20 protein-coding genes are annotated in these 16,588 nt (G+C 73.4%); 13 read left to right on the forward strand and 7 right to left on the reverse strand.

Annotated features, from left to right (window positions below; genetic code table 11):
• Nucleotides 1-187: 187 nt before the first annotated feature.
• Both ACFV3E_RS25560 and ACFV3E_RS25565 read left to right on the forward strand, forming a co-directional pair.
• Nucleotides 188-757 carry a GNAT family N-acetyltransferase gene (locus tag ACFV3E_RS25560; RefSeq protein ID WP_500536763.1) on the forward strand — a complete coding sequence of 190 codons (570 nt, stop codon included), beginning with the start codon at nucleotides 188-190 and terminating at the stop codon, nucleotides 755-757.
• Between the two features lie 27 nt (nucleotides 758-784).
• Entirely contained in the window at nucleotides 785-1,579 is a 795-nt protein-coding gene (locus tag ACFV3E_RS25565; protein ID WP_500536764.1) for a hypothetical protein, read from the forward strand.
• Here the strand turns inward: ACFV3E_RS25565 and ACFV3E_RS25570 are convergent.
• Genes ACFV3E_RS25570 through ACFV3E_RS25580 form a run of 3 tightly spaced genes read right to left on the reverse strand, consistent with a single transcriptional unit; the run spans nucleotide 1,542 to nucleotide 4,287 of the window.
• Nucleotides 1,542-2,102: a cysteine hydrolase family protein gene (locus tag ACFV3E_RS25570; protein ID WP_500536765.1), complete on the reverse strand. Its 561-nt coding sequence runs from the start codon at nucleotides 2,100-2,102 to the stop codon at nucleotides 1,542-1,544. The two genes, ACFV3E_RS25565 and ACFV3E_RS25570, sit on opposite strands and share 38 nt — an antisense overlap.
• On the reverse strand, nucleotides 2,078-3,841 hold the full coding sequence (locus ACFV3E_RS25575) for an MFS transporter (protein ID WP_500536766.1): 1,764 nt from the start codon (nucleotides 3,839-3,841) through the stop codon (nucleotides 2,078-2,080). The genes ACFV3E_RS25570 and ACFV3E_RS25575 overlap by 25 nt, the downstream gene beginning before the upstream one ends.
• Complete coding sequence (locus ACFV3E_RS25580; RefSeq protein WP_500336186.1) at nucleotides 3,838-4,287, reverse strand: MarR family winged helix-turn-helix transcriptional regulator; 450 nt, start codon at nucleotides 4,285-4,287, stop codon at nucleotides 3,838-3,840. The genes ACFV3E_RS25575 and ACFV3E_RS25580 overlap by 4 nt, the downstream gene beginning before the upstream one ends.
• Before the next feature lie 175 nt (nucleotides 4,288-4,462).
• Here ACFV3E_RS25580 and ACFV3E_RS25585 point away from each other — a divergent pair, with 175 nt between their 5' ends.
• The 6 genes from ACFV3E_RS25585 (at nucleotide 4,463) to ACFV3E_RS25610 (ending at nucleotide 9,454) form a co-directional block, all read left to right on the forward strand.
• Nucleotides 4,463-5,518, forward strand: a complete 1,056-nt coding sequence (locus ACFV3E_RS25585) for an ABC transporter substrate-binding protein (protein ID WP_500536767.1) — start codon at nucleotides 4,463-4,465, stop codon at nucleotides 5,516-5,518.
• Between the two features lie 121 nt (nucleotides 5,519-5,639).
• Nucleotides 5,640-6,644, forward strand: coding sequence for a FecCD family ABC transporter permease (locus ACFV3E_RS25590; RefSeq protein WP_500363294.1), 1,005 nt, complete (start codon nucleotides 5,640-5,642; stop codon nucleotides 6,642-6,644).
• Nucleotides 6,641-7,738, forward strand: a complete 1,098-nt coding sequence (locus ACFV3E_RS25595; RefSeq protein ID WP_500536768.1) for a FecCD family ABC transporter permease — start codon at nucleotides 6,641-6,643, stop codon at nucleotides 7,736-7,738. The genes ACFV3E_RS25590 and ACFV3E_RS25595 overlap by 4 nt, the downstream gene beginning before the upstream one ends.
• Nucleotides 7,735-8,544, forward strand: coding sequence for an ABC transporter ATP-binding protein (locus ACFV3E_RS25600; RefSeq protein ID WP_499515743.1), 810 nt, complete (start codon nucleotides 7,735-7,737; stop codon nucleotides 8,542-8,544). Before ACFV3E_RS25595 ends, ACFV3E_RS25600 begins: the two co-directional genes overlap by 4 nt.
• Nucleotides 8,545-8,600: 56 nt before the next feature.
• A complete protein-coding gene (locus ACFV3E_RS25605) occupies nucleotides 8,601-8,918 on the forward strand; it encodes a hypothetical protein (protein ID WP_500536769.1) in 318 nt (105 codons plus the stop codon).
• A gap of 137 nt (nucleotides 8,919-9,055) precedes the next feature.
• Nucleotides 9,056-9,454: a VOC family protein gene (locus ACFV3E_RS25610; RefSeq protein ID WP_500536770.1), complete on the forward strand. Its 399-nt coding sequence runs from the start codon at nucleotides 9,056-9,058 to the stop codon at nucleotides 9,452-9,454.
• Nucleotides 9,455-9,569: 115 nt separating this feature from the next.
• On the opposite strand, the gene ACFV3E_RS25615 is transcribed toward ACFV3E_RS25610, so the two are convergent.
• Nucleotides 9,570-10,922: a HEAT repeat domain-containing protein gene (locus tag ACFV3E_RS25615; RefSeq protein ID WP_500536771.1), complete on the reverse strand. Its 1,353-nt coding sequence runs from the start codon at nucleotides 10,920-10,922 to the stop codon at nucleotides 9,570-9,572.
• A gap of 167 nt (nucleotides 10,923-11,089) precedes the next feature.
• On the opposite strand from ACFV3E_RS25615, the gene ACFV3E_RS25620 reads away from it, so the two are divergent.
• A complete protein-coding gene (locus ACFV3E_RS25620) occupies nucleotides 11,090-11,716 on the forward strand; it encodes an LAETG motif-containing sortase-dependent surface protein (protein WP_500536772.1) in 627 nt (208 codons plus the stop codon).
• A gap of 114 nt (nucleotides 11,717-11,830) precedes the next feature.
• On the opposite strand, the gene ACFV3E_RS25625 is transcribed toward ACFV3E_RS25620, so the two are convergent.
• Nucleotides 11,831-12,427 (reverse strand): GNAT family N-acetyltransferase, encoded by a 597-nt coding sequence (locus ACFV3E_RS25625; RefSeq protein ID WP_500536773.1) that lies wholly within the window; start codon nucleotides 12,425-12,427, stop codon nucleotides 11,831-11,833.
• Nucleotides 12,428-12,623: 196 nt separating this feature from the next.
• On the opposite strand from ACFV3E_RS25625, the gene ACFV3E_RS25630 reads away from it, so the two are divergent.
• Nucleotides 12,624-13,496: an alpha/beta fold hydrolase gene (locus ACFV3E_RS25630; RefSeq protein WP_500536774.1), complete on the forward strand. Its 873-nt coding sequence runs from the start codon at nucleotides 12,624-12,626 to the stop codon at nucleotides 13,494-13,496.
• A 41-nt stretch (nucleotides 13,497-13,537) separates the two neighbouring features.
• Nucleotides 13,538-14,467 carry a pyridoxamine 5'-phosphate oxidase family protein gene (locus tag ACFV3E_RS25635; RefSeq protein WP_500536775.1) on the forward strand — a complete coding sequence of 310 codons (930 nt, stop codon included), beginning with the start codon at nucleotides 13,538-13,540 and terminating at the stop codon, nucleotides 14,465-14,467.
• Nucleotides 14,468-14,473: 6 nt separating this feature from the next.
• On the opposite strand, the gene ACFV3E_RS25640 is transcribed toward ACFV3E_RS25635, so the two are convergent.
• Both ACFV3E_RS25640 and ACFV3E_RS25645 read right to left on the reverse strand, forming a co-directional pair.
• Nucleotides 14,474-14,689, reverse strand: a complete 216-nt coding sequence (locus ACFV3E_RS25640; protein ID WP_500536776.1) for a hypothetical protein — start codon at nucleotides 14,687-14,689, stop codon at nucleotides 14,474-14,476.
• On the reverse strand, nucleotides 14,686-15,363 hold the full coding sequence (locus tag ACFV3E_RS25645; protein WP_500536777.1) for an RNA polymerase sigma factor: 678 nt from the start codon (nucleotides 15,361-15,363) through the stop codon (nucleotides 14,686-14,688). Before ACFV3E_RS25645 ends, ACFV3E_RS25640 begins: the two co-directional genes overlap by 4 nt.
• 153 nt (nucleotides 15,364-15,516) lie before the next feature.
• Here ACFV3E_RS25645 and msrB point away from each other — a divergent pair, with 153 nt between their 5' ends.
• Together msrB and msrA are read left to right on the forward strand one after the other, a co-directional pair.
• On the forward strand, nucleotides 15,517-15,984 hold the full coding sequence (gene msrB / locus ACFV3E_RS25650; protein WP_499515733.1) for a peptide-methionine (R)-S-oxide reductase: 468 nt from the start codon (nucleotides 15,517-15,519) through the stop codon (nucleotides 15,982-15,984).
• Between the two features lies 1 nt (nucleotide 15,985).
• Nucleotides 15,986-16,498 (forward strand): peptide-methionine (S)-S-oxide reductase MsrA, encoded by a 513-nt coding sequence (msrA, locus tag ACFV3E_RS25655; protein ID WP_500363315.1) that lies wholly within the window; start codon nucleotides 15,986-15,988, stop codon nucleotides 16,496-16,498.
• The last annotated feature ends 90 nt before the right edge of the window (nucleotides 16,499-16,588 follow it).

The raw sequence follows: 16,588 nt of genomic DNA on the forward strand, positions 1-16,588 counted from the left end.
GCCGCCTCCGGGCCGCGGCGTTGTTGGTGGGGGGGGGCCGGGGCGCGGGGCGCCCGGCGCCGGCGCGCCGGGGCGCGGGCGGCTCACCCCACGGCCCACGCGACCGGGGGTGTGGCCCGCCCGGCCCCCCCCCACGACGATGCGCCGCGCCGGGAACCCGTCCCACATCGCGGACGTCTGACAGGAGGTGACGACTTCTCCAGCCCTGATGCGCCCGGCGCGGTTCGGCGACCTGGCGGCCATCGTGGACGTGCACACGCAGGCGCGTGCCGCGTACTACCAGGCGGGCGGCCTGCCCGGTTCCGAGATCGACAGCCCCGACGGGTGGGCGCGACGCCGCGCGTCCTGGGCACACGCCATCCAGTCGAGCGCGACGACGGTGCTGTGCGCCGTCGAGGACACCGAAGTGGTCGGCGTGGTGGCCATGGGACCGCCCAAGGAGGGCGCGCAGGCCCCGCCGGCGTGCGGTGAGCTGCACTGGATCCATGTGCGCCCGGACCGCTGGGGCCGCGGCGTCGGGGGGCGGTTGCACGCCGAGTTCGTGCGCTTCCTGCGGGAGTCCTCCCTGGAGACGGGGCTGCTGGACGCCTGGGAGCGCAACAGCCGCGCCCTCGCCTTCTACACCCGTCACGGCTGGGTCCCGGAGGGCGGTCGCCGCCCCGGCCCCGGCGGCGCCGACTTCGTGCGTCTCCGTCTCGACCTGCGCGGCCGCGTGTCCGCCGCCGCGTCCGCGGGCAGTGCCGTGCCGCTGGCCTGACCGGCGACGCCCGGCATCCTGTCCGGTGTGCTGATCAAGGGGTACGACCACGGACCGCTGACGGCCGGTGAGCCGCTGACGGACCGGCCCGGCTTCTGGGCGAACCACCTCCTGGGGTGGTGCGAGGCCGGGCCGGACGGCGAGCGTCCCGAGCCGGAGTGGTTCGGGGACGACGGGGCCGACACCGACGCCCTGGCCGAGGTGCTGGACGACGAGCGGGCCTGGCCGGTCCTCAGGGTGCCGTTCGGGGACGGCCACTGCGTCGTCCTGGTCCACCGGAACCTCGACGGCGACGCCGGGCTGGACTACCTGCTCACCCATCCCGGCTGGGTCCGTGCGGAGACCCTGTTCTCGTACGACGGCGTCACGTACGGCCCCGGTCTGCGATGGCGCCAACTGGTGCACGTCGCCGACGCGGTGCCGGGCTCCGGCCCGGACGAGGGCCTGTCCGATCCCTCCGCCCGGCTGCTGCTCCTGCTGCCCGTACTCGCCGACGGCAGGCGGTACGCGACGCAGGCCCTGCCGCGGATCGCCGCCGCGCTCACGGCGGTCGGCGCGCCGCAGGAGACGGCGGCGCTCGCAGCCCGGTGCCTCATCGGCGGGCCGGGGGACGGGATCTGGCACGACCCGGCGTGGGGCTCGCCGCTCAGCGGTGGCGGTTCCCGTGCCGGGGAGGGCGAGGGGCGGCCGGGCCCGCAGCCGTTGCCTGGCCTCGGCGTGACCGCCGCCCAGGGGGAACGGCTCGCCCGCGCCCTCGGCGGGCACGGGGAGCCGTCCACCGGGGTCAGTGCGCCACGGACTTGGCCCATTCCTCCACGGTGACGACGTCGGCCTGCCGCGGGAACACCTTCTCCGTGAGCACGCGGTGCACCTCGGGGTCGGCGTCCAGGCATCCGTCGGACAGCACGGTGAGGCCGTAGTCGAGGTCGGCTGCCTGGCGCAGCGTGGACAGGACCACGCCTGAGGTGGCGATGCCGGTCAGGACGAGGCTGTCGATGCCGCGGGCCCTCAGGACGATGTCCAGGTCGCTGCCCGCGAAGGCGCTGACGCGCTTCTTGGTGACGACGACGCCGCCGGGGGCGGGCGCGACGTCGGGGTGGATCTCGGCGCCCGGGTCGCCCGCGGCGAAGCCGCCCGCCTGCGCGAGCGCGCCGAAGGTCTTGTTGCGGGGGCTGATCTCCGGGTGCCCGGCGCGGAAGCCGATGACGACGTGGATGACGGGGACGTCCGCGGCACGCGCGGCGTCGATCGCGTCACGCACCCGGGGCAGGTAGCCGGCGTCCCCGGTGAAGCGGTCGGTGATGGCTCGCTGGACGTCCATCACGAGGAGTGCGCTGTGCGCCATTCTTGCTGTCCTTTGTCCGTGCCGTTCGGGTCGTTCGGGTCGTTCGGGTCGCCACCGGGACGGCTCGCCGCGGGGGTGTCGCGGCGGCCGCGCAGCGCCGAGGCGAGGGCGGCGATCAGGGCCATGACGGTGGCCGCGCCGAAGACGGTGACGAGTCCGTGGTGGAAGGGGCCGGAGACGAGCGTGGGGAAGAAGGCCGTGCCGGTCAGGACGTGCACCTGGTGCTCGGGCAGGGTGCCGAGGACCCCGCTGGGACCGAGCAGGTGGCCGATGGGGTTGTCGCCGAGGAAGGTGGCGAACAGGGTGCTCACCGGCGGCAGTCCGGCGACCTGCTCGGCGGTGCCGGCGGGCACGCCGTTCGCCCGCAGTCCGTCCGCGAGCGTCTGCGGCAGCGAGCCGGCCAGCCCGGCGATCATCAGCGAGAAGCACAGGCCGATGGAGAGCGCGGTACCGGAGTTCTGGAAGGTGGAGCGCATGCCGGACGCGACGCCGCGCTGATCCGGCGCGACGCTGCCCATGATGGCCGAGGTGTTGGGGGCCGAGAACATGCCCTGCCCGATGCCGCTCACCAGCAGCAGTGCCGCGAACGCGGGGTAGGGGAAGTCGACCGGGAGCGCGAGCAGGCCGACGAACGCGGCCGCCACGAGGACCAGTCCGGTGGTGGAGAACAGCCGGGCGCCGAAGCGGTCCGACAGGTACCCGGACACCGGCCCCGCCACGAGGAAGCCGACGGTCAGCGGCAGCATGAACAGCCCCGCCCACAGGGGCGTCTGCTCGAAGTCGTAGCCGCGCAGCGGCAGCCAGATGCCCTGCAGCCAGATGATGAGGGTGAACTGCAGGCCGCCGCGGGCGATCGCGGTCAGCAGCACCGCCAGGTTGCCGGCGGCGAACGCCCTGATGCGGAACAGGCCGAGCTGGAACATCGGTTCCGCGACCCGGGTCTCCGCGACGCAGAACGCCACGAGCAGCAGCACGCCCGCCGCCAGGCCGCCGAGCACCCAGGGGTTGGTCCAGCCCGTGGGGTGGCCGCCGTAGGGCTGGATGCCGTACGTGATGGCGGCGAGCAGGCCCCCGGCGCCTGCGGTGAAGGTGAGGTTGCCGATCCAGTCGACGCGCCCCGGCTTCCGGGCGCCGGTCTCCCGCAGGCTGCGGTACGACCAGACGGTGCCGACGATGCCGATGGGCACGCTCACCCAGAACACCGCGCGCCAGTCGATGGTGGCCAGCAGCCCGCCGACGATCAGTCCGAGGAACTGGCCCGCGAGCGCGGTGATCTGGTTGATGCCCAGCGCCATGCCGCGCTGCCGGGTGGGGAAGGCGTCGGTGAGGATGGCCGCCGAGTTCGCGGTCAGCATCGACCCGCCGACGGCCTGCACGATACGGAAGCCGATCAGCCACAGGGCGCCGCCCCCGCCCCTGAGCGGGTCGAGGGACAGGGCGAGCGACGCGCAGGCGAAGATCGCGAACCCCATGTTGTACATCCGGACCCGGCCGAACATGTCGCCGAGGCGGCCGAGCACGACCACCAGCACGGCGGAGACCAGCAGGTAGCCCAGGATCATCCAGAGCAGGTAGCCGATGTTGCCGGGGGCGAGCGGGTCGAGGCCGATCCCGCGGAAGATGGCGGGCAGGGAGATGATCACGATCGACGCGTCGACGGTCGCGATCAGCACGCCGAGCGTCGTGTTCGACAGCGCCACCCACTTGTAGCGGCCGCCGTCGACGTACGCGGTGGTCACAGCTGCTCCGCCAGCCGGTCCAGCAGGGGCAGCGCGTCGACGAGCTGCCGCCGCTCCTGCGCGGTGAACTGCCCGCCCAGCACGGCGGCCAGCCGCTGCACCGACTCCGACCGGCGGTCCGCCAGCACCTTGAGGCCCGCCTCCGTCACCGTCATCACCACGCGCCGCTTATCCTTGGCGTCCGGCCTGCGGCTCACCAGCCCGCGTTCCTCCAGCCCGGCCAGCGTCGTCGCCATCGCCTGCGGGCGCACCCGCTCCAACTCGGCCAGCGACCCCGGCGAATCCGGGCCGTCCCGGTCCAGCCGGGCGATCACCGACACCTCCGACAGCGTCACGTCCCCCACGGCGTGCGCCTGGCGCAACCGCCGCGCGATCCGGCCCACGCTCAGCCGCAACGCGGCCCCGACCTCGGTCGGGTCACCGGCTTCGAGTGCCTTCGCATCCATGAGTAGCAACAATAGATTAATCAATCTGATGTAACTATCTGGCTCCGGTCAAGACCGGACCAAGAGGTGGCGCCGGGGGCGCGCGGGGCCCCCCGCTTGCGGAGGGCGCACAGGCAACGCATAAGGTTAGGCTCGCCTAATACTTCAAAGGTGAACCACGTACAGGAGTCCCCACATGTCTCTTCGGCGCCGCGGCACAGCCGCCGTCGCTGTCGCCATCGCCGCCGCGCTCTCCCTCGCGGCCTGCGGTGGATCCAGCAGCAACGGGAAGGAGGGCAGCGCAGCCGCCTCCGCGACCGCCGGGTCCAAGGACTCCAAGTCCGTCGCGCAGGGCGGCGAGGACTTCGGGGACGCCGCGGAGAAGACCGCGGCCATGGGCAGCACCGCCAAGCCGGGCGAGTGGCCGCGCACCATCACCCACGCCATGGGCAGCACCGTCCTCAAGGCGCAGCCGAAGCGCGTCGTCGTCCTCGACGTGGGCGAGCTCGATAACGTTGTCTCGCTCGGCGTCAAGCCGGTCGGCCTCGCGCCCACCGAGGGCTCGCCGGAGCTCCCGTCCTACCTCAAGGGCGCCGCGGGCAAGCCCGCGAACATCGGCACCATCAACAGCCTCAACCTCGAGGCGATCGCCGCGCTCAAACCGGACCTGATCCTGGGCAGCCAGCTGCGCGCCGCCGACTCCTACGACGAGCTGTCGCAGATCGCGCCGACCGTCTTCTCCATCCGCCCCGGCTTCACGTGGAAGGAGAACTACCTCCTCAACGCCGCCGCGCTGGACAAGACCGCGCAGGCCAAGGCGAACCTCGACGCGTACGCGAAGAAGGCGGAGGCACTCGGCACGAAGCTGGGCGCCGGCAAGCCGAGCGTGTCGATGGTGCGTTACATGCCCGAGGGCAAGATCCGCCTCTACGCGAACGACTCGTTCATCGGCACCATCCTCAAGGACGTCGGCATCCCGCGGCCGAAGAACCAGGACATCGAGGACCTGGCCGCCGAGATCAGCGCCGAGAACATCGACCAGGCCGACGCCGACTACATCTTCACCGGCGTCTACGGCGACGCCAAGGCCACCGAGAAGTCCAAGGCCCAGGGCAACCCGCTGTGGAAGAACCTGAAGGCGGTCAAGGACGGCCACGCCTTCGACGTCCCGGACGAGACCTGGTACCTCGGGCTCGGGGTCACCGCGGCCAACGCGGTCCTCGACGACCTGGAGCAGCGCCTCACGGCGTGAGCCCGCGAGGCCACCGAGAGCCGTACGCCGGGCGCCGGCGGGCCCTCGTGCCCCCCGGCCCCCGGCGCGCGCCCGTACGACCCGCAACGCGGAACCCGGAAAGAGAGAGTGAGCGCGGCGCATGGCGCGACCGACCCGTCGCCGTATCGCCTGGCTGGTGGGGTGCGCGGTGATGCTGCTGATCGCCGTCCTGCTGAGCCTGGCCGTCGGCAGCCGACAGATCGCCCCCGGCGAGGTCCTCCAGGCCCTGCTGCACGGTGGCACCAGTGACGACGCCCAGGTGGTGCGGGCGTTGCGCGTGCCGCGCACCGTCATCGGTGTACTGGCCGGCGCCGCCCTCGCCGTCGCCGGGACCGTGATGCAGGGCGTCACCCGCAACCCGATCGCCGAACCCGGCATCCTGGGCGTCAGCCAGGGCGCGTCCGTCGGGGTGGTGTGCGCGATCGCGTTCCTCGGCGTGCACACGCTCACCGGGTACGTCTGGTTCGCCTTCGTGGGCGCGGCGGTCGCGGCCGTCGCCGTGTACGCCGTCGCCGCGGGCGGTTACCGCGGCGCCTCCCCCGTGAAGCTCGCGCTGGCGGGCGCCGCGATGAACGCCTTCCTCGCCTCCGTCGTCTCCGGGATCGTCACCACCGACGCCCACGCGCTGGACGAGTTCCGGTTCTGGCAGGTCGGCTCGATCAGCGGCCGCGGCAGCGACGTCATCGGCCAGATCTGGCCGTTCGTGGCGGCCGGACTGCTGCTGGTCGCGACGATGGCCCGGGGCCTGGACGCGCTCGCGCTCGGCGACGACGCCGCCAAGGGCCTCGGCCACAACGTGGCGCTGCTGCGCGTGCTGGGCGCGGTGGGGGCGACCGTGCTGACCGGCGCGGCCGTGGCCGCCGTGGGGCCGATCGCCTTCACCGGCCTGGCCGTCCCGCACATCGCCCGGGCCCTGGTCGGTGCGGCGCACCGCTGGGTGCTGCCGGTGGCCGCCCTCCTCGGGCCGGTGATGATCCTCGCCTCCGACGTACTCGGCCGTATCGTCTTCCCGCCCTCGGAGGTACCGGTGGCCGTCATGACCGCCCTGCTCGGCGTGCCGTTCCTCATCGCGCTGGTGCGGCGCCGCACGGTGGTGGCCGCATGAGCCGCGCGACCGCGCCCACGGCCTCGCCGACGCCCGCCCGACTCTCCGTGCGCCCGGCCGGGCACGCCCTGTTCCGTCCCGGGCGGGGCAGTTTCCTGGTCCACCGCCGGGCGGTCCTCGTCGCCGTCGTGCTCGCCGTGCTGCTGCTCGCGGCCGTCGTGCTCTACCTCTGCGTCGGCGAGTCCTTCGTCTCCCCGATGGAGGTCGTCGACGTCCTCCTCGGCCGTCCCAGCCCCGACCGGCTCGTCGTCGGCACGCTGCGACTGCCCCGCCTGGTCGTGGGCCTGCTCGCCGGGGCCGCCTTCGGCGTCGCCGGGGCGCTGGTCCAGGCCGTCGCGCGCAACCCGCTGGCCAGCCCCGACGTCATCGGCGTGACCCACGGCGCGGGCGCCGCGACGGTCGCCGCGATGAGCTTCGGCCTCGCCTCGCACACCGCGCTCCCGTACGTGTCGATCGCCGGCGGTCTCGCGGCGGCGCTGCTCGTCTACGTCTTCGCCTGGCGCCGCGGGCTCCACGCGTCGCGCTTCGTCCTCGTCGGGATCGGCGTCTCCGTCGCCCTGGGCTCGCTGACGCAACTCATCCTCACCAAGGGCGACTTCCTCGTCGCGCAGCAGGCCAAGGTCTGGCTGACGGGCTCGCTCAACAGCCGCGGCTACGACCAGGCCGCCCCCCTGGCGACGGTGCTGCTCCTGGCGATCCCCGCGGCGCTCTGGGCGGCCAGGGCCCAGCGCGGGGCCTCCTTCGACGACGACACCGCCATGGCCCTCGGCATCCGGCTGGACCGGGTGCGGCTCGGCCTGACCGCGCTCGGCATCGTCCTGGCCTCGGTGGCGACGGGGGCCACGGGACCGGTCGACTTCGTCGCCCTCCTCGCCCCGCAGATCGCCCGGCGGCTGACCCGTACGGCGCAGATCCCGCTGCTGTCCTCGGCGCTGACCGGCGCGCTCGTGGTCGTCGTCGCCGACCTGCTGGCCCGGCGCCTGTTCTCCCCCGTCGAACTCCCCGTCGGCGTCCTCACCGCAGCGGTGGGCGCCCCCTACCTGATGTGGCTGATCACCCGCACCCGCAGCCGTTCCGGAGGCACCACCTCATGAGCCGTACCAGCCGACTCACCGCCCGGGAGCTGACCCTGGCGTACGAGGACCGCACCGTCGTCGACGGCCTGGACCTGGAGGTCCCCGACGGGCGGGTCACCGTCATCGTCGGCCCCAACGCCTGCGGCAAGTCCACGCTGCTGCGCGCACTGGGCCGGCTGCTCAAGCCGCGCTCCGGCACGGTCCTGCTGGACGGCACCGAACTCGCCCGCATCCCCGGCCGGCAGATCGCCCGGGCCATCGGCGTCCTGCCGCAGAGCCCCACGCCGCCGGACGGCATCACCGTCGCCGACCTCGTGGCGCGCGGACGCCAGCCGCACCAGAAGTGGTGGCAGCAGTGGTCCGAGGCCGACGAACGCGCCGTCGCGGAGGCGCTGGAGCACACCGGCACCGCCGACCTCGCGGACCGGCCGGTCGACGAGCTGTCGGGCGGGCAGCGCCAGCGGGTGTGGATCGCCATGGCCCTCGCGCAGGAGACCGACCTGCTCCTGCTGGACGAGCCCACCACGTACCTCGACATCGCCCACCAGGTGGAGGTGCTGGACCTGGTCCGCCGCCTCAACCACGGGCGCGGGCGCACGGTCGTCGCCGTGCTCCACGACCTCAACCAGGCCGCCCGCTACGCCGACCACCTCATCGCCATGAAGGCCGGACGGATCGTCGCCCAGGGCCCGCCCCGCGACATCGTCACGGCGGACCTCGTCCACGAGGTCTTCGGCCTCACGTCGGTCATCGTCCCCGACCCGGTCACGGGCAGCCCCCTCGTCGTCCCCGGCGTGCCCTGGCAGCCCGCGGCAGCCGACTGACCCCTCCCCCGTCACACGGCACCGCGGAGGCCGACGGCCTCCGCCATACTGCCCGGATGACCGCACCGACCGGCCCCGTGATCCTCTTCGACGACGACTTCCACATGTACGTCCTCAGGGACGTCGCCCACGCGGAGGCCTACTGGGAGATGCCGGACGAGTACACCTGCGGATTCGACGCGCAGGCACGCCCTCTGAGCATGGCGGGCGAACCCCATCGGGTCACCCTCCGACTCACCGGCGCCGCACCGGCCGAGACGACACTGCGCCGCCTCGTCGCCGACCACTACCGGCGCTTCCTCGCCCGCGAGGTTCCGCCGCAGGCGGCGGACCTGGCGGAGTTCGTGGCGGCACTGCCCCGCGACGGCCGCTGAAGCGGCCCCGGCCGGGCAGACGTCAGCGCGGCGGCGGCAGGGGCTCCTCCTCGGGCCGGGCGTCGCCGGGTTCGTCGCTGCGCCCCTGCGCCCGGGTCGGTTCGGGGTCGGACAGCGCGGTCTGGAAGCATCGGATCATGGGCGGAACCCACCTGAGCGTCAAGGACGTCGTCGTCGACTGCGCGGATCCGGAGCGGCTGGCCGCGTTCTGGGGCGAGCTGCTGGGGCGGGCGGTCGTGGCGCGGATCGGCCCGTACGTGTGGCTCGCGCGGGGCGAGGGGCCGGGCCTGGGCTTCCAGCGGACCGAGGCGCCCAAGTCCGGGAAGAACCGGGTCCACTTCGACGTGGCCTCGCCCGATCCGGGGGCGGAGCGGGCGCGGATCGAGTCGCTGGGCGGGTGGGTGCTCGAGGAGTACGCCGAGGGCGGGTTCCTGGTCATGGCCGACCCCGAGGGGAACGAGTTCTGCGTCGTCCCCGAGGGGCCGTTCGAGCTCGACGACGAGGGACGCGCGAGCTACCTCCGCGACGGCGGCTGATCAGGGGCGAGGCCCCGCACCATGTGCCGCATGACTTCCGGGTGCAGCGCCGGGTGCCCCGCGGCGGCGGCCCCGGGCGGTGCGGAACCGCCGCCCGGTGGACCGGGCCGCGCTCTCAGCCGGAGCCGGGCGGCGCGGCGGCGAGGAGGTCCCGCAGCGGCTCGCGCTCCGTGGGGAGTCCCGCGGCCCGCAGCCAGGCGACGCGGTTGGCTATGGTGCCCCAGCAGGCGTCCTGGCCGACCAGGGCCTCCAGGAAGGCACGCTGGGCCTCCGTCAGCGGCCGGCCGGGGGCGTACGGGGTCGGGAAGGCGCACTGGGCACCTCCGCGTCGACGACGTTCGTCGACACCAATCGCCCGACCGGAACGTCGGCCTGGACCTCGGTGAGCGGCAGCACCCTCGTCACCGCCACGGCGCGCACCGACACGCCTCCCGCCAGGAACGGCGAGCTCTTCGACTACGCCGTGACGGCGGTGGGCAACTCCGGCTACCAGTCGACCGGCGAGGCCCCCACCCCACTCGCTGTCGACGGTGTGCTGGTGGTACTTCGGCACCATCGCGAGCGCGGCCGGGAGGACCTCGTCGAAGTGCCGGGCGCGGTCGAGCAGTCCGCGCAGCAGGGTGAAGCGGAACCAGCCGTCGAACTGGGGCAGCGGCTCGTCGAACCACGCGTCGGCGGCCGCGGGGTCCGCGAGCGCGTCGAGCAGCGCCGGCACGGCCGCGGAGTCGGAGGTGCCCAGGGCGGCGCAGGCGCGCACCGCCGGGTCGGGGTCCGCCAGGAAGCCGCCGGTGTCATGACCCCAGGCGCCCAGCGACAGGAGGGCGCCCGCCCGCTCGCGGCGGTCTCCGCCGGCCCGGGCGATCCGCTCCAGGCGTTCGGCCGCGGCCGGTACGCGGTCGGCGAGTTCGGGCGCCCGGAGCAGGTCCGTCACCGCGCCGAGGGCCGCCTCCCTGACGGTGGCGTCCGCGTCCTCAAGCCAGGGCACGACCGCGCCGAACAGTTGCGGCCGGACGGCACGGCACGCCTCGATCGCCGCGATCTCCTCGGCCCAGTCCTCGTCGTCCTCGGCGTCCTCCTCGGCGTCCTCCTCGGCCTCGTCCTCCTCGTACGCCGCGGAGTCGGCGAGTTCGCCCAGCCATTCCAGGAGCGCGGCACGCAGCGGCCGGACCCGGTCGTCCCAGGAGAAGTAGCTCTCGTGAACGGCGAGCGTGCGGGGGTCGCCCAGGATGCCCGCGACGAACAGGGCGGCCGGCGCGGTGGCGGAGTACAACGACCCCTGGTGCAGGACGGACATCTCCAGCCGGCCGAGCGATTCCGCCTGTACCTCGGGGTCGTCGTGCAGGAGGCCGAGCAGGTCGTCCGGCGTACCGTCCGCGGGTCCGTAGGCGTGGGCGAGGGCGGCCCAGTCGGTCGCCGGCAACAGGGCGGCGGGTTCGGGCAGGACGGCGGCGTCGTTGTTCGCAGACATGGCGGCAGTCTGCCGCAGAGGTCCGACAACGGCCGCGCACATCAGGCGAATCCGGCTCTTTCACCCGTGTTCCCGCGTTAACTGTGGGGCGGCAGTGAGCGATGTGGAGAGGGGGAGTACATTGCGGCTGCCATTGGCATCGGAATTCACGACAGCCTGGAGAACTTGTGACCGCATCCCCCCGCCGTGCCTGGTACCGCCCCGGCACCCTGATAGCAGCCGCCGCGACCGGCATCATCGGTCTCGGCCTGTGCGCCACCCCGGCGTCCGCCCACACGCCCGACTGGAAGGCGGACTGCCACAAGGTGGAGGTCCACCTGAAGCAGTACAACGGCGGCGTCAAGAACACCGTGACGATCACCGCGGACGGCAAGGACCTGCTGCCGACCACGGAGTTCGGTTCGTCGTTCGACCAGACCCTCGACGTGCCGGCCCACACCGCCGATGTGCACCTGCACCTCAGCGTGGTGGCCGGCGACGGCGAGCGGTTCTCGAAGGAGGACGACCTCACCGTTCCGGCGTGCCAGGACCAGAGCACGCCCACGCCCACCCCGACAGAGACGAAGACCACCGAGTCTCCCAAGCCCAGCGAGAAGCCCAGCGAGTCGGCCGGCACGGCCCCCTCCGCTGCGCCCTCCAGCCCCAGCACCGACGAGTCCCCGGCCGGCGACCTCGCCGAGACCGGTGCCTCCAGCTCCACCCCGCTGATCGCGGGCGGTGCGGCCGTCGCGCTGCTCGCCGGCGGCGGTCTGCTCTTCGCGAACCGCAAGCGTCGCGCCGCGGCCCGTCACTGACCTCCGGTCGCTGACGGCGGCGCGGTGACGCGCCGTGCATGACACAAGGGTGCCGGACCGTGCTCCGTACGGTCCGGCACCCGGCTTTTTGCGCCCCGTGGCGGGCGCCCCGCGTCAGGCCACGGGCCCCGGCGCGGCGGAGGCCTCGAACTCCCCCTTGCGCAGCCGGTACACCTGCAGCCGCAGGTCGTAGTACTTCTCGGTCTCCCCGACCCATTCCATGCCGACGCTGCGGGCCGTGGCGGCGCCGCGGTCGTTCCGCGGGCGGACCACGGCGAAGAGTTCGTCGACGCCCGACGCGAAGGCGTACCGCGCCAGGGCGCGCCCGGCCTCGGAGGCCAGGCCCCTGCCCCAGTAGGGGTGGGCGAGCTGCCAGCCGATCTCGAGGTCGACGCCGTAGGGCGGGAGCGGCAGGACGGCGGCTCCGCCGACGAGTTCGCCGCTCTCGCGCAGTTCGATCGCCCAGCGCCCGGCCGGCCGTTCGAGGGCGGCACCGCCCTCCTCCCAGGAGTGCAGCAGGTCCCGCATGGACGCGACGTCGGGCTGCCGGGTCATCGCCGGGGCCAGCCAGCGCGTCACGTCGTCCGCCCCGTAGACGGCCAGCGCCGCTTCGGCGTCGTCGCCGCGCCATGGCCTCAGGACGAGCCGGGGGGTGACGATCCGGGTTTCCTCGTTGCCCTTCGCGCGCTGCGCCGTGGCCGTACCAGTCATCTGCGTCTTCCGTCCCTGTCGCGGGCTCCGCCGGCCGTACGTCCGGCGGGCGCCCGAAGTCCCCTGCGCCCTTGCACAACACCAGGGGGCCGCCGTCACTTCCCGCCCCTTTCTTGCCTAACCCTCATCACTCGCTTGACAGGTTACCTCGATCCTGTTTGCATGTAACCATCGAAGCGAATCAAAGGGGTTAGACATGGTCACCGTGCACCACCGCTACGCCGAGGTCCAGGGGCACCGGCTCTTCTACCGGGAGGCGGGCCCGGCCGACGCCCCCGTCGTCGTGCTGCTCCACGGCTTCCCGACCAGCTCGTTCATGTTCCGCGAGCTGATCCCGCGGCTCGCCGGCCGCTACCGCGTCATCGCGCCCGACCACCTCGGCTTCGGATTCTCCGACGCCCCCGCCGCCGACGCGTTCGCGTACTCCTTCGACGCCCTCGCCGGACTCACCAAGGGTCTGCTCGACCGGCTGGGCGTCACGCGCTACGCGCTCTACGTCCAGGACTACGGAGCGCCGATCGGCTGGCGCCTCGCCCTGGGCGACCCCGCCGCCGTCACCGCGATCATCACCCAGAACGGCAACGGCTACGAGGCGGGGTTCATCGAGGAGTTCTGGAAGGACGTCCACGCCTACCAGCGCGAGCAGACCCCCGAGACCGAGGCGGGCGTCCGCGTGGCGCTGAGCCTCGAGGGCATCAAGTGGCAGTACGTCACAGGAGTGGCGGACGAGACCACCGTCAGTCCCGACGCCTGGCACCACGACTTCCAGCTGGTCTCCCGGCCCGGGAACGACCTCGTGCAGCTCACGCTCTTCCGCGACTACGCGTCGAACCTCCCGCTCTACCCGCGCCTGCACGAGTACCTGCGCACCCACCCCGTGCCCGTGCTCGCGGTCTGGGGCGAGAACGACCCCATCTTCGGGCCCGACGGCGCCCGGGCCTTCGCCAAGGACGCGCAGCGGGCGGAGGTGCACCTCCTCGACGGCGGCCACTTCCTCCTGGAGACCCACGTCGAGCCCGTCGCGGAGCTGATCCTGGGCTTCCTCGACAAGGCCGGGCTGCCGCGCTGAGTTCCCGCATCCCCCACCGCCGTACGACGATTGCGAGGGCCATGACCCGCCACACCGGCTTCCACGAGGGCGAACTCTCCGTCCAGCGACGTGCCGGCGTCGCGCACGAGGCCGCGCGCCTGCGGGGCATGCTCGACCCGCCGCACCTCGGCGGCGGCGTGGCCCACTTCCTCGCCGACCGGGACCTGGCCGTGCTCGGCGCGCACGACGAGGCCGGACGCCTGTGGGTCTCCCCGCTGACGGGGACCCCGGGCTTCCTCTCCACCCGGGGCGACGCCGTACGGGTCGCCGCCCGTCCCCGTACGGGCGACCCCCTCGCCGTGCTCCCCGTCGGCGGGGCCGCGGCCCTGATCGTGATCGACTTCGCGATCCGCCGCCGGCTGCGCCTCAACGGCACCCTCGCCACGGCCGACGACGCCGGCTTTGAGCTCGCCGTCGACCAGGCGTACGGGAACTGCCCCCAGTACATCCAGCAGCGCCTGCTCGGCCCGGCGCCGGCGGACACCCCCGGCGGCGAGGACACGCCCACGGCCGCGGTGCGGCCCGCCGACCGGCTCGACGCGGCGCAGGCGGCCCTGGTGGGCCGGGCCGACACCTTCTTCCTGGGCACCGCCCACCCCGAACACGGCGCCGACGTCTCCCACCGGGGCGGCCCGCCCGGATTCGTCCGGACGGCGCCCGACGGCAGCCTGTGGTGGCCGGACTACCCCGGCAACAACATGTTCAACAGCCTCGGCAACCTGGCGGGCGACCCCGCCGCGGCCCTGCTCTTCGTCGACTTCGCCACCGGGACGACGTTGCAGCTGTCCGGCACCGCGGTCGTCGACTGGACCACGCCCGGTGACGCCGGCGACGACGGCGGCACCGGCCGCCGGGTCCGCTTCACCCCGCGGCACGTCGCCACCGGGCGGGTCCCGGTCCGGGCGGACGCCGTCCTGCCCTACCGGCTCAACCCGCCGCTCACCGCCTGACCGGGATCAGCCGCCCGTCACCGCGGCCAGCAGCCCGCGGAAGTCCTCCTCGCAGGCCGGGCAGCCGCGCAGGTGCACCGCGACACCGGGGTAGCGCCGCTCCGGTGCCGCGTCCGCCAGGAACAGCTCCAGGTAGACGTCCATCAGGTCCAGCGCCGCGTCGCAGCCGGGGTCCAGGGGGTCGGTCCGCAGGAGGTCGTCAAGGCCCTGCCAGTCGTTCATGAGCGCCTCGCTGTCGTCAGGGGCAGATGTCCATTGGCTGCGAGCCGGGCACGGAGCTTACGCCGCGCGTCGAACATCGTCTTGTAGAGCGCGTTGCGGTTCGTCCCGAGTTCCGCGGCGAGCGTGTCGGCGTCCACGCCGTTCACCGCGAGCGCGGTGAACACCGTGCGCTGGCGCTCGGTGAGCTCCTCCTCGACGGCCTCACGCAGGGCGTCCACGAGTTCACGGGCCTCGCTCTGCCGGACGGGGTCGATGCCGAGCCGGTCGGGGAGCCGCTCCCACGCCTCCGGGTCGAGCTGCACGCCGGCCGTCCGCCAGAAGTGACGGCCGAGCTTGCTGGACACCTCGTTCATGACGAACTTGTACGCCCAGGTCGTGAAGCGGCTGTCACCGCGGAAATCGCCGATCTTCCGGGTGATCGACAGCAGCGCGTCGGCCGCGGCCTGGTGGGCGATGTCGTCGAGCTCCGGCCCGGTGATGCCGTGCCGCGACCCGCGCCGGTTCAGCTCGGCGTAGGCGATCCGCAGCAGGAGCGCGTGCAGCCGGCCGGTCGCCGACTCGTACGCCTCACCGTCCGCCGAGAGCGCCCGCACCCACTGCGCGGACTCCGCGTCGAGGGACCGGCCGCCCGGGGCCCCGTCACCGGCCCGGCCGTCGTGTTCTGCGGAACCCATGCAGCGATCCTAGACGCGGCCGCCCGCCCCCACCTCCACGGCGGCGCCCCCTGCGCCCCGCGGAAAACCGGTCGTTCCCGGCAGGTAAGACCCGTGCGTTCCCCGTCACCAATGGGTGTACGGAAAAGAGAGAGCCGCGAGCAAGGAGGGACCGTGACCGGCTACCGCAGGAACCCGGAGGCCGTCTCGCGACTGTCACCGGAGCAGTACCGCGTGACACAGGAGAACGGCACCGAGCGCGCCTTCACGGGCGCCTACCTGGACAACAAGGAGCCCGGGATCTACGTGGACGTGGTCTCGGGGGAGCCGCTGTTCGCCTCGGTCGACAAGTACGACAGCGGCAGCGGGTGGCCGAGCTTCACCCGGCCGCTGGACCGGACCACCGTCGTGGAGCGTCCCGACCCGGCGTACGGACGGCTGGCCACCGAGGTCCGCTCGGCGACGGGCGACAGCCACCTGGGGCACGTCTTCCCAGACGGCCCCCGGCAGGCGGGCGGCCTGCGGTACTGCATCAATTCCGCCTCGCTGCGCTTCATCCACGCCGATGACCTGGAGCGGGAAGGTTACGGGGCCTACCTCGGGTTGTTCGACAATGGTGACAGGACCGATTCGGAGGATTGACATGGCAGGACAGACACAGAGGGCCGTGCTCGCGGGCGGGTGCTTCTGGGGCATGCAGGACCTGATCCGCAAGCAGCCCGGCGTCGTCGCGACCCGCGTCGGCTACTCGGGCGGCGACGTGCCCAACGCGACCTACCGCAACCACGGCACGCACGCCGAGGCGATCGAGATCCTCTTCGACCCCGAGCGGACGGACTACCGGGCGCTGCTGGAGTTCTTCTTCCAGGTCCACGACCCGACCACGAAGAACCGCCAGGGCAACGACATCGGCATGAGCTACCGCTCGGCGATCTACTACGTGGACGACGAGCAGAAGCGTGTCGCGGAGGACACCATCGCCGACGTCGAGGCCTCGGGCCTGTGGCCCGGCAAGGTCGTCACCGAGGTCGAGCCCGTCGGGCCCTTCTGGGAGGCCGAGCCCGAGCACCAGGACTACCTGGAGCGCTACCCGGAGGGCTACACCTGCCACTTCCCGCGGCCGAACTGGCGGCTGCCCGCCCGCGCGAAGGGCTGACGGACCCCGTCGCGCCGCCCTGGTGACGGGCTCGGGCGGCGCGGCGGCCCTCGGGGGGGCGGGGGGGGGCCCGGGGCCCCCCGCGCCGCC

Source organism: Streptomyces sp. NPDC059718, from assembly GCF_042733315.1.
In the GTDB taxonomy this organism is placed as follows: domain Bacteria; phylum Actinomycetota; class Actinomycetes; order Streptomycetales; family Streptomycetaceae; genus Actinacidiphila.